The sequence below is a fragment of the Halomonas ramblicola genome, from assembly GCF_030409215.1.
Lineage (GTDB): Bacteria > Pseudomonadota > Gammaproteobacteria > Pseudomonadales > Halomonadaceae > Halomonas > Halomonas ramblicola.
The window spans coordinates 205,633-216,647 of the sequence record NZ_JAUFPL010000028.1 but is presented as its reverse complement, the minus strand read 5'-3'; the positions used below and the strand labels follow the sequence as shown (position 1 = coordinate 216,647).

Sequence of the window (11,015 nt, the reverse complement as noted above, 5' to 3'; positions counted from 1 at the left end):
GCCTACGCCCACCTGCTGGCCGAGCCCACCGCGGCGCTGCTCAGTGAGCTGGCCGGCGACTACGGCCATGTGCTGGCGGCGGCCTCCACCACCGGCAAGAACGTCCTGCCGCGGCTGGCCGCGCTCAAGGACGTCAGCCAGCTCTCCGAGATCATCGCCGTGGAGAGCGCCGACACCTTCAAGCGGCCGATCTACGCCGGCAACGCCATCGCCACCGTGCAGAGCGAGGACACCCTCAAGGTGATCACCGTGCGCGCCACCGCCTTCGAGGCGGTCGGCGAAGGCGGCAGCGCCAGCGTCGAGGCGGTGGAGTTCGTCGCCGACAACGCCCAGTCCCGCTTCGTCGAGGAGCAGCTGGCCGAGAGCGACCGCCCCGAGCTGGGCTCGGCCAAGGTGGTGATCTCCGGTGGCCGCGGCATGGGCAGCGGCGAGAACTTCCAACTGCTGGAGGGCATCGCCGACAAGCTGGGCGCGGCCATCGGCGCCTCGCGCGCCGCGGTGGACGCCGGCTTCGTGCCCAATGACATGCAGGTGGGCCAGACCGGCAAGATCGTCGCCCCCGACCTCTACATCGCCGTGGGCATCAGCGGGGCCATCCAGCACCTGGCGGGGATGAAGGACTCCAAGGTGATCGTGGCGATCAACAAGGACGAGGAAGCGCCGATCTTCCAGGTCGCCGATTACGGGTTAGTGGCCGACCTCTTCCAGGCCCTGCCGGAGCTGGAGAGCAAGCTCTGAGCGCCGCCGCGCACCCTGTGACGGGCCGCCCCCTGTGGGCGGCCCGTCGTCGTAAGTGACTGTCCCACCGCAGGGATTTGTCGGCGCTAGATATGATTCCGTGGCGATTGCTATTAGCCGTGAGGCGCCGGATCTGTCATTATGGTGGGTGCAGTTGAGGAATGCTTTCCCTGGCAATCGACTAAGGAGGAGTGATTATGCCGCATACCCTGCCCGAACTCCCGTATGCCTACGACGCGCTGGAACCGCACATCGACGCCTTGACCATGGAGATCCACCACTCCAGGCACCACCAGACCTACGTCAACAACCTCAATGCCGCCCTGGAAGGGACCGGCCTCGAGGAGGTGCCGGTGGACGAGCTGCTCGCCAGCCTGGATCGCGTGCCGGAGGAGAAGCGTCAGGCGGTCATCAACAACGGTGGCGGCCACTCCAACCACACCATGTTCTGGCAGATGATGTCGCCCAACGGCGGCGGTCAGCCCCAGGGCAAGGTGGCCCAGGCCATCGACAGCGAACTGGGTGGCTTCGAGGCCTTCAAGGACGCCTTCACCAAGGCCGCCCTGGGTCGCTTCGGCAGCGGCTGGGCCTGGCTCTCCGTCACCCCGGAGAAGAAGCTGGTGGTGGAGAACTCCCTCAACCAGGACAGCCCCATCTCCCAGGGCAACACCCCGGTACTGGGCCTGGACGTGTGGGAGCATGCCTACTACCTGAAGTTCCAGAACAAGCGTCCGGACTACATCGCCGCCTTCTTCAACGTGATCAACTGGGAAGAGGTGGAGCGCCGCTACCAGGCCGCCACCGCCTGAACCACTGATCGCCGACCAGGCGTATCGATGCAGATCGCCGTGGCCTCCGGGCCGCGGCGATCGCGTTTGTGGGAGGCCCCGGCTCTGAGCTGGTCTCGGCAGTGCACGCCAAGGAGGGCAAGATGGACACCCTCAAGACCATGCTGGCGGCGATCTTCGAGGAGGACGGCGTCGAACTGCCGGTGACCCGCATTCGCAACACCAAGGCGCGGGAGTGGATCGCCCGGATGCGCCAATCGATGCGTCTGGAACCGCTGCAGCAAGCCCTCGCCCGCCTGCAGGGGCTGGACCGCGAGATAGCCGACATCGAGGCCTCGCTGTGGCAGCTGGGGCCCCAGCTCGAGGCCGATCGCCACCGCCAGTCCGCCGCCCGCCAGGGCCACCCACTCGCGACCCAGTGCCAGCAGCCCCGGCGCCATCAGGGTCGCCGCCATCAACGCCAGGTTGGCCCCGACGGCCACCCCCAGGGTGGTAGGGGCCGCCAGGGGGTTGCGCAGCACCTGCTGCATCAACACCCCGGCCAGGGCCAGGCCGGCCCCGGCCAGCAGCGCCACCGCCAAGCGGGGCCACCAGGCGTAGTGCAGCAGCAGTTCGTCGAGCTCATGCGGGTATGGCCGCCCCGGGCAGGACGCCGGGGGTGCCGTCAGCACGCCACGGCGATGCGGTGTTCGCCGCTGGGGTGGGGGATGACCCGCATGGGCAGGCCGTAGATGGCCTCCAGGGTGTCGTCCGTCATCATCTCCTCGGGGGCGCCGTGCGCCAGGACCCGGCCGCTGTGCAGCGCCAGCAGGCGGTCGCAATAGCGCGAGGCCATGTTGATATCGTGCAGCACGATGATCACCCCCAGGCCCAACTCGTGGCATAGCCGGCGTACCAGCGCCAGTACCTCCATCTGGTGGGCGATGTCCAGGGCGGCCAGCGGCTCGTCGAGCAGCAGGAAGCGGCTCTCCTGGGCCAGCAGCATGGCCAGCCACACCCGCTGGCGCTCGCCGCCGGAGAGGGTATCCACCAGGCGGTCGGCATAGGCCTCGGTGTGGGTGAGGGCGATGGCACGCTCGACGGCGGCCTCGTCCTTCCGGGTATGGCGCCCCAGCAGGCCCCGCCAGGGGTAGCGGCCGAAGTCGACCAGCTCGCGTCCGGTGAGGTTCTCGGCGCTGGGCAGGTGCTGGGGCAGGTAGGCGACGCGTCGGGCGAATTCGCGCTGCCCCCAATCGGGCAAGGGGCGGTCATCGAGTCGGACCTCGCCACGGCTGGCCGGCTGCTGCTGGGCAAGCAGCTTGATCAGGGTCGATTTTCCCGACCCATTGTGGCCGATCAAGCCATAGACCTTGCCTTCCTCGAAGCGGTGCTCCACTGGCTGGAGCAGGCAGGTGCCGTTGACCTCGAAGGTGGCGCCCTTGACCTCGAACATGCTGGGTTCCTTGCTTGGGGAATCGATTCTCATAAGGTAAACGAGAATCGCTGATTATATCCAGCCTGACGTCACTTATCGCCACAGCCAGCTGCGCAGCCGTCGCCCCGGAGAAGGACGGTCCGCCGTGGACGGGGCAGTCTTGCCGGAGAGTCGCGCCGTGGCTTCCTTGAGCGAGGTCATGATGGCGCTCAGGTGGTGCGTGCAGAGACGGCGATTGACTGCGGCGGGGCACTGCGCCATCAGCAGGCCACAGTGATAGGTGGCCATGTCCAGGGCTTGGGTGACCTCCCGGAAGGGGGCCGCTCCCTGCCGACAGCGCCATAGCTCGTTGGAAAGCATTTGCAGGAGTTGGCCGTCTAGCCAGCAGGGGGTGTTGTCGCTGCGGGATGAGGCTTCCACCGAACGCTGGATGGCCTGGAAGGAGACGTGCAGGAACACGCAGGTGTAGTAAAGCTGGGAGCGCTCGGTGGTCATGCGAACACCTTAAACCTAAATGAGATATATTTGCATTTTTGATGATGACACCCAAGATGTCAAACGCAGAGGGGCGGTGAGCCGGGATCGCCCTAGCGTCATGTCGGTGGTCTGGGCTGTGGTGAAATCGCCAACGACCTGGCGCCGGATGCTCGCGCCTGCTCAAGCGGCCGCTTTGTCTCGACGGCGACGAAGGGCGCATGCCTATCAACTGCAGGGCAAGTCCTGTCGACAGATTGCCGAGTCCGAGGCGGGGGCGAGGGCAGGGCCCCGATGGGGTACCGTCTCTGGTCGGACTATATTGAATTGAGATGTATTATCATTTAATTTCTTGGTCGTAAGTGCCGCCATCCGGAGCGGTGAGAACAAGCGATGACGGTGGGCCATGGTCTCTCTCAAGGAACCGCGTTCACGGCAGGCGGCCTTCGATACTCTATACAGTGAGCATCACGGTTGGCTGAGACGCTGGCTGAGCGTCCGGCTGGGCTGCTCTCATACTGCCGCGGACCTGGCCCACGACACCTACCTTCGCGTGTTGCGCCGTGGTGCGACGCCGGCTCCGGAGCAGTCGCGCCGCTACCTGACGCAGATCGCGAAGGGATTGGTGATCGATCTCTATCGCCGCCGGCGTATCGAGGCCGCCTATCTGGAAACCCTGAGCCTTCTGCCCGAACTCCAGGCCCCGTCGCCCGAGGAGCGTGCCCTCATTGTCGAGGCGCTGGTCGAGATCGATGCACTACTGCATCAGTTGCCCGACAAACCGCGCCGGGCATTCCTGATGTGCCGGCTGGACGGCTTGAGCTATCGAGAGATCGCCGAGGTGCTGGGGGTCTCGGTTTCCTCGGTGGAGAAGTACATCGCCCGGGCGCTGTTGGTCTGCCATCGTGCCATGCACGAGTCCCCGCCATGAACCGCCATGCCACTTCAGCTTTCGGGGAGCCGATCGATCCTGCCATCGTCGAGCAGGCCAGTTTGTGGATGGCCCGGTTATGGAGCGACGATGCCAGCGAGTCCGATCATCGGGCCTGCCAGCTCTGGCGGCAAGCATCGCCGGAGCATGAGCGTGCCTGGCAGGAGCTGCAGGCGCTCGATGGTCAACTGGGTGCGTTACCGCGTCACGCCGCCCGCAGCGAGCTGTTCGAAACGGGGCGTGGGCTGTCGCGGCGTGGCCTGCTGCAGTGGGGCGGCCTCGCCGTGCTGCTGGGCGGTCTGGGCCTTGGGCTGCCACGCACCCCTCAGTGGCAGCGACAGTTCGCTGACCATGCCACCGGCATCGGTGAGATGCGCGACCTGACCTTGAGCGATGGCACCCAACTGCGGCTGGGGAGCGATACCGCCATCGACGTGCGTTTCGATGCGACGCAGCGCAGGATTCGGCTCATGCGTGGCGAGCTGCTGACCATCACGGCGAAGGCGCCGGATGAGCGTCCGCTCGTCGTCATGACGCGGCAAGGCGCTTCCTATCCGCTCGGCACACGGTTCAGCGTGCATCTGCATGCCGAGAGCACGCGGGTGGCCGTGTATGAAGGGCGGGTGGCGCTCGAGCGGCGGGGAAGCGTCGAACGGGTGATGCTCGATGCCGGCCAGCAGGCGGCCATGAGTGCGGATCGGATGTCGTCATCGGAACCGCTGGATCCTGCCGGTTTGGCCCGTTTTCAAGGCCGGCTGGTGGCCGAGCGCATGCGCGTTGCCGATTTCGCCCAGGCGCTTGCGCGCTACCGCCACGGGGTGGTGCGCTACGCGCCCGAGGTGGCGGACTTGCGGGTGAGTGGGGTGTTCTCGCTGCAGGATACCGACCGGGCGTTGGCCAGCCTCGCCGATGCCCTGTCGCTTCAGGTGGTCTACCGCACGCCGCTATGGGTCACCATTCGGCCTCGCAGCGATAGCTGAAGCAGGAAGCCGAAAAAGCTTCGTGGACGATTGAGGGATTCCCATTCTCGTTCGGAAGAGGAGATGCAGACACACAAAACGCATCGTTCAACGGGAACCTTCATGACGACACAGAAAGCGCAATCACGCTTCATGCGCACTCCCCTGGCGCGAGCCATCCAATGCAGCCTGCTGGCCGGCAGCCTGGCCGGAGGACTGCCTGCGACGGCCCTGGCGCAAGCGGAGCAGGACGTTGTTGCCCAGCAATTGCACAGTTACGTTATCGAGGCGGGGCGCCTGGATTCAGCGCTCAACCGCTTCGCCGTTACCGCCGGGATCGAGATTGCCTTCGACGCCTCGCTGACGGCCGACAAGCAGACCGTCGGCCTTCAGGGCCGCTACGGTGTAGAGGAAGGCCTGAGCCGCCTGCTGGCCGGCACCGGCCTTGCGGCAGTGCGCCGTGCCGATGGCAGCTATCGGTTGGAGGAGGTGCCAAACGACATCGAGTTATCCACTATAGAGGTGGCGGCAGACCGCTATAGGGGGAGCGTTACTGAAGGAAGTGATTCTTACACCTCGAACCGGGTCACGATCGGTAAACAGGAGCTGTCACTTAGCGAGACACCCCAGTCCGTTAGCGTCATCACTCGCGAGCGCATGAATGACCAGAACATGACGACGCTGGATGACGTCATGAGGCAAACCACGGGTATCGCAACGAGGAATTTCGGCCCCACCGCATCGACTTTCAGGTCACGGGGGTACGACATAGATACCTTGTTACTCGATGGGAGCCCCGTCGCAAGCGCGATCGGCGTTACCGATACCATGTTCGATACAGCGGTGCTGGATCGCGTGGAAGTCTTGCGCGGCCCGGCGGGGCTACTGCAGGGTTCGGGCGAACCCAGTGGAACCGTCAACCTGGTGCGCAAGCGCGCGCGGGAGGAGTTCGGCTTCCAAGCGGCCCTGACATATGGTTCCTGGGACACCTACCGTGGTGAGATCGATGTCACTGGGGCGCTGGATGAATCCGGCAGGCTCCGCGGTCGCTTCGTCGGTGTGCATGATGATAGAAACCATTTCAAGGATCATGTCTATATCGAAAACACCGTAGGATACGGCACCTTGGAGTACGACATCACTCCGAGTACCACCGCATCCGTCGGCATCATGGCCCAATCCGGTGAGTCCAGACCGGATATGGGCCTCCCGCAGCTTGCCGATGGTCGGTTGTTGGATATTGATCGTTCAAACTTCCATGGCTCACTCTGGGATGTTAAAGATGAGAGCATCGAGCGTTATTTTGCTGAGCTGGAACACCGGTTCGATAGTGGAGGAAACCTGCGTCTCCTCGCAAACCATATCGAGCGTGAAGCCGATGCTCAACAAAGTAGCGCGGGGGTCACCTTTCCCGTATCCAGTAAGGATGATATTACCATTTGGCAATGGCGCACCCTTAACCCTCGTGAAGACAGCTTTGTCGACGCAACACTTTCCATCCCGTTTGATCTTTTTGGGAACACCCATGACCTGATGGTTGGCGCCAGTCACAGGGTCACCAAAAACCAATTTTCCTGGGGATCCGGTGACCCTCAATTTATACAGCGCAATCTGGCCAACCCTGACCCCGATACGCCAAAGCCCACATTCGATATTAACGAAACCACCAATACCAGGACTGAAGAAACAGGCCTCTACAGTCAGCTCAGGCTTTCCATCCTTGATAGCACGACGTTTATTGCGGGCGGCCGTGTGAGCTGGTGGGAAACCAAGGACCGACTGAATCCATCCAATAGCTTCGAAATTGACAGTGAGTTCACGCCCTATACAGGCTTGATTTATGACATAAACGATCAAATCTCGACATATGCCAGCTACACCGAGATTTTTAAGCCTCAGAGCTCACAGGCCGTCAATGGCGATTTCCTCGAGCCACGTGCCGGTGAGCAGCTCGAGCTGGGCCTGAAAGGTGAGCACTCGAACGGGGCGGTCAACTGGCATGCGGCAGTCTTCCGCATTACCGATCAGAACCGCGCCATTGCCGACCCGGCCAACCCTGGCTTCTCCCTTGCCGAAGGGAAAGTCGAGAGTGAAGGCTTCGAGATGGAGGTTAGCGGTAGCCCACTGCCTCGCTGGGATATTTCGGCAGGCTATGCCTATACACAGACAGAGTTCGTAAACGACCCTGAACAAGCAGGCCGTTCATTTTCTACCGATACCCCAGAGCATGATGTCAAGCTATGGGCACGCTATCGCTTCTCCGATAACCCTGATCAGGGATGGAGAGTCGGAGCGGGACTCAACTATGTCAGCAGCATCTTCGCGGAAGCCGGCGATACGCGCTGGGAACAAGGTGGATATACCGTATTTTCGGGTTTGATTGGCTACCGCCTCAATCGCAATCTAGACTTTTCCCTGATGGGGAACAACCTGACAGATAAAGATTACTTTGCAACACTGAGAGCCAGGACTCGCAACAACTATTATGGCGAACCACGCAATTTCATGCTGACGATGCGCTACCAATACTAAGCGTCGAAGCCAGTGCGGATTGGCCTTCCGCACTGGTTTATTTCATTGCGACCCTTGTCAAGGCTCACTATCCTGCCCAGGCGTTCAAAATGATTTACAGCCTACCGATCATGCTAAAACAAAGAGTCTTGCTGCTTGTCTTGATAGCAGCCGCTTCCTTAAGTTCGTCCCCCGTGCTGGGGCAGAAAGACAGGGAGGAAGGCTACATCGTAACCCTTGATTTCGCGATCGCCGAAACGCTTTTCGAATTTTCTGACCTGCTGGTCGCCATGGGAGGAGAGAACAACTATCGGAGCTGGCTTGGAGAAGGCTCAACTCCTTCCAGTCTTGTGAACATAGGAATCAACCCCTACCCAAACAAGGAACTTATTTTTTCAATGGATGTAAAGGGTGTGCTATCCCCGCCGCAATACACTCGTTTAGAGGAGGGTTTGTCGAAAATAGCCCCTGTAGAACAGCTCTCGCCTTACCGTGAGAGTTCATTGATGGGCTGGGACAGAATGGTGGAGTTCACCAAGGAAGTTGGCCTGTTTGCGGGAAGGGAGCAAGAAGCTTTCCAATTGATTTCTCAAGCCGATGAGCATATGAGCAACCTGCGAGAAACCATCAGTGCCTTTCCGGATCCATTGTTAATCATTCAATTCCTTGACGAGCGGCATGTCAGGGTTTATGGCCACAATAGCCTACCGGGAACAGTGATCGATCGAATCGATCTAGATAATGCCTGGGATGGTCCAACCAATCGATGGGGGTTTTCAGTCATCAGTATTGATGATTTATTCAAAATACATGCATATTTTGTTGTCGTTGATACCTCCCACTTGTCCAGCAGAAGGGCCGTTCAGGAAGATGTTATGAAAAGTGAATTGTGGAGCCTGTTGCCTAGCGTTCAGACAGGCAACACTACCTTGCTTGATGCCAACTTTTGGGTCTTTGGTGCGATACCCTCGGCCATGCGCTTTGCGGAATCGCTGGTCGAGGTCCTATCGGCCGATGACGCTCGGCCCCTGAGCCGTCGATGAAGGCAGGTGAGGAACTCGGTTTAATCAATAACGATTTTCATTTAATATCTGTCTCGCGGATGCGCCAGCGAGGCACAAGGGAAACAAGCATGATCGACGGTAGGGTACGGCAGGAGACAGCACCGCGGCGGCGGCAGGGGCGGTGGGTATGACAGGGTATGCGCTGCGGCGTGGTTCACCGGCGATGACCTGCTGGCTGCTCAGCCTGCCGCTGGTGGTGCTGTTCTGGCTTGGGCTGCAGGCCCAGGGGGGGGTGGCGCTGGGCGTCAAGGCGCTGGTCTCGCCATCCCTGGAGGAGGTCAGCGAGTTGCTGCTTCACTACACTTGGTGGCCGAGGCTGACCGTCGCCTTGCTGTCCGGTGCGGGGCTGGCACTGGCCGGTGTGTTGATGCAGCAGGTGCTGCGCAATCCCCTCGCGGCGCCTACCACGCTGGGCGTGGCCTCGGGGGCCAACCTGGCGCTGATGGCGGCGACGCTCCTGGCGCCGGGGCTGCTGACACTGGGACGTGAATGGGTGGCGCTGGCCGGCGGTGGCCTGGCGGTCGGGCTTGTCTTCGCGCTGGCCTGGCGGCGTGGCCTGGCGCCCATCGTAGTGGTGCTGGCCGGCTTGGTGGTCAACCTCTATCTGGGCGCTCTGTCCACGGCGCTGTTGCTGTTCAACCATGAGGCGCTGTCGGGCCTGCTGATCTGGGGGGCCGGCTCGCTGGCCCAGAACGGCTGGGACGGCGCCGCGATCCTGGCGCCACGCCTGGCCATCGGCGCCATGGCGGCCTGGTTCCTGCTGCGCCCCATGAATGTGCTGGAGCTGGATGACGCCAGCGCCAAGAGCCTGGGGGTATCGCTCAAATACCTGCGCTTCGCCGGGTTGGCCTTGGCGGTCTTCATCACCGGCAGCATCGTCAGCGTGGTAGGCATCATCGGGTTCATCGGGCTGGCGGCGCCCAATATCGTGCGTCTGGCCGGTGCGCGGCGCCTGGGGGAGCGGCTGGTGTGGGGCACGCTTCTGGGAGCGGTCCTGCTGGCCAGCACCGACCTGTTACTGCAGCACTTCAGCGGCGTGCTGCCGACGCTGATCCCCACCGGTGCGGTCACAGGCGCCTTGGGGGCGCCACTGCTGATGTGGCTTATCCCGCGTCTCAGGCTGCAGGGCGATCGTGCGCCACAGCCGGCTGCGGCGTTAGGCAACCGGTATCCCGCGCCGGGACATCTGCTCATACGCCTGGCCATCGGCCTGCTGCTGGCGGCAGCGCTGGGGCTGCTGCTGGGGCAGGGAGTGAACGGCTGGCATTGGCTGTCGCCGGATAATTGGAGCCTGATGCAGTGGCGCGTGCCACGCGTCGTGGCCGCGGCGGCCAGCGGGCTGATGTTAGCGGTGGCCGGCACGCTACTGCAGCGCCTTTCCGCCAATCCCATGGCCAGCCCCGAGGTGCTGGGTATCAGCGGCGGCTGCGCCATTGCCTTGATTCTAGGGATCTTCCTGCTTCCGGCGCCGACGAGCGGCGTGCTGGTGGGCATCGGCACGCTGGGTGCCTTCGTTACCTTGCTGATTCTGGTGGCTCTCAATCGCCGTAGCGGCTTCGTGCCGGAGCGCCTGCTGCTCACCGGTGTGGCGGTCAGCGCACTGTTCGACGCGGTGCGCAGCGTGATGCTGGCCGGCGGTGATCCCCGTGGGCAGCAGGTCATCGCCTGGCTTGCAGGCTCCACCTATTATGTGGATCTCACCAGCGCGCTGGTGGTGGGCGTCCTGGCGGCGGCGCTGGCTCTGGCCACGCAGCCCTTCACCCGCTGGCTCGATATCCTGCCGCTGGGAGCGCCCACTGCCCGGGCGCTGGGCATCCGGCTAAACGGGGCGCGACTGGTGTTGCTGTTGCTGGTGGCCTTGCTCACCGCCTGCGCCACCCTGGTGGTGGGGCCGCTGTCCTTCGTGGGGCTGCTGGCGCCGCATATGGCGCGGCTGCTGGGACTCTCCCGGGCGCGCCATCACCTTCTGGGAGCGGCGCTGGTGGGCATGTTGCTGATGGTGCTGGCCGACTGGGCGGGCCGTCAGGTCATCTTCCCTTATGAGATTCCCGCCGGCCTGGTCGCCTCACTGATCGGCGGTGCCTACTTCATGTGGGGACTGCGGCGACTGTAGCGGCATTCGTCGATTGGACAGGA

9 protein-coding genes and 2 pseudogenes are annotated in these 11,015 nt (G+C 62.8%); 8 read left to right on the top strand and 3 right to left on the bottom strand.

Translation table 11 applies throughout. The features are described from left to right. The 3 genes and pseudogenes from QWY80_RS12030 to QWY80_RS19420 form a co-directional block, all read left to right on the top strand. Nucleotides 1–738 (top strand): electron transfer flavoprotein subunit alpha/FixB family protein (locus tag QWY80_RS12030; RefSeq protein ID WP_290231778.1); only part of this gene is annotated, 738 nt, incomplete at its 5' end. Between the two features lie 197 nt (nucleotides 739–935). Continuing rightward, the gene (locus QWY80_RS12025; protein WP_290231776.1) at nucleotides 936–1,547 is read left to right on the top strand and encodes a superoxide dismutase; all 612 of its coding nucleotides are present in this window, start codon (nucleotides 936–938) and stop codon (nucleotides 1,545–1,547) included. 86 nt (nucleotides 1,548–1,633) lie between these two features. Next, nucleotides 1,634–1,990: pseudogene (locus QWY80_RS19420) on the top strand (ATP-binding protein); the annotation flags it as partial. Here the strand turns inward: QWY80_RS19420 and QWY80_RS12020 are convergent. From QWY80_RS12020 to QWY80_RS12010, 3 genes and pseudogenes are all read right to left on the bottom strand, one after another. Beyond that, nucleotides 1,895–2,146: pseudogene (locus tag QWY80_RS12020) on the bottom strand (iron chelate uptake ABC transporter family permease subunit); the annotation flags it as partial. The pseudogenes QWY80_RS19420 and QWY80_RS12020 overlap by 96 nt on opposite strands. Before the next feature lie 44 nt (nucleotides 2,147–2,190). After that, nucleotides 2,191–2,958: an ABC transporter ATP-binding protein gene (locus QWY80_RS12015; protein ID WP_290231775.1), complete on the bottom strand. Its 768-nt coding sequence runs from the start codon at nucleotides 2,956–2,958 to the stop codon at nucleotides 2,191–2,193. Between the two features lie 75 nt (nucleotides 2,959–3,033). Then, a complete protein-coding gene (locus tag QWY80_RS12010) occupies nucleotides 3,034–3,435 on the bottom strand; it encodes a hypothetical protein (protein ID WP_290231772.1) in 402 nt (133 codons plus the stop codon). Nucleotides 3,436–3,820: 385 nt separating this feature from the next. On the opposite strand from QWY80_RS12010, the gene QWY80_RS12005 reads away from it, so the two are divergent. The 5 genes from QWY80_RS12005 to fhuB all read left to right on the top strand — a co-directional run bounded on the left by QWY80_RS12005 (nucleotide 3,821) and on the right by fhuB (nucleotide 10,992). Beyond that, entirely contained in the window at nucleotides 3,821–4,345 is a 525-nt protein-coding gene (locus QWY80_RS12005) for a sigma-70 family RNA polymerase sigma factor (RefSeq protein ID WP_290231771.1), read from the top strand. Next, complete coding sequence (locus QWY80_RS12000; RefSeq protein ID WP_290231769.1) at nucleotides 4,342–5,325, top strand: FecR domain-containing protein; 984 nt, start codon at nucleotides 4,342–4,344, stop codon at nucleotides 5,323–5,325. Before QWY80_RS12005 ends, QWY80_RS12000 begins: the two co-directional genes overlap by 4 nt. A gap of 63 nt (nucleotides 5,326–5,388) precedes the next feature. Continuing rightward, complete coding sequence (locus QWY80_RS11995; protein WP_290231766.1) at nucleotides 5,389–7,836, top strand: TonB-dependent siderophore receptor; 2,448 nt, start codon at nucleotides 5,389–5,391, stop codon at nucleotides 7,834–7,836. An 89-nt stretch (nucleotides 7,837–7,925) separates the two neighbouring features. Next, nucleotides 7,926–8,858 (top strand): ABC transporter substrate-binding protein, encoded by a 933-nt coding sequence (locus QWY80_RS11990; RefSeq protein WP_290231765.1) that lies wholly within the window; start codon nucleotides 7,926–7,928, stop codon nucleotides 8,856–8,858. A gap of 148 nt (nucleotides 8,859–9,006) precedes the next feature. Beyond that, the gene (gene fhuB, locus QWY80_RS11985) at nucleotides 9,007–10,992 is read left to right on the top strand and encodes a Fe(3+)-hydroxamate ABC transporter permease FhuB (protein WP_290231763.1); all 1,986 of its coding nucleotides are present in this window, start codon (nucleotides 9,007–9,009) and stop codon (nucleotides 10,990–10,992) included. Nucleotides 10,993–11,015 lie beyond the last annotated feature (23 nt).

What these genes read in the sequence shown, in the direction of transcription:
- QWY80_RS12025 (WP_290231776.1), top strand. Translation starts at nt 936, where the DNA reads ATGCCGCATACCCTGCCCGAACTCCCGTATGCCTACGACGCGCTGGAA.
- QWY80_RS12015 (WP_290231775.1), bottom strand. Translation starts at nt 2,958, where the DNA reads ATGTTCGAGGTCAAGGGCGCCACCTTCGAGGTCAACGGCACCTGCCTG.
- QWY80_RS12010 (WP_290231772.1), bottom strand. Translation starts at nt 3,435, where the DNA reads ATGACCACCGAGCGCTCCCAGCTTTACTACACCTGCGTGTTCCTGCAC.
- QWY80_RS12005 (WP_290231771.1), top strand. Translation starts at nt 3,821, where the DNA reads ATGGTCTCTCTCAAGGAACCGCGTTCACGGCAGGCGGCCTTCGATACT.
- QWY80_RS12000 (WP_290231769.1), top strand. Translation starts at nt 4,342, where the DNA reads ATGAACCGCCATGCCACTTCAGCTTTCGGGGAGCCGATCGATCCTGCC.
- QWY80_RS11995 (WP_290231766.1), top strand. Translation starts at nt 5,389, where the DNA reads ATGCAGACACACAAAACGCATCGTTCAACGGGAACCTTCATGACGACA.
- QWY80_RS11990 (WP_290231765.1), top strand. Translation starts at nt 7,926, where the DNA reads ATGATTTACAGCCTACCGATCATGCTAAAACAAAGAGTCTTGCTGCTT.
- fhuB (WP_290231763.1), top strand. Translation starts at nt 9,007, where the DNA reads ATGACAGGGTATGCGCTGCGGCGTGGTTCACCGGCGATGACCTGCTGG.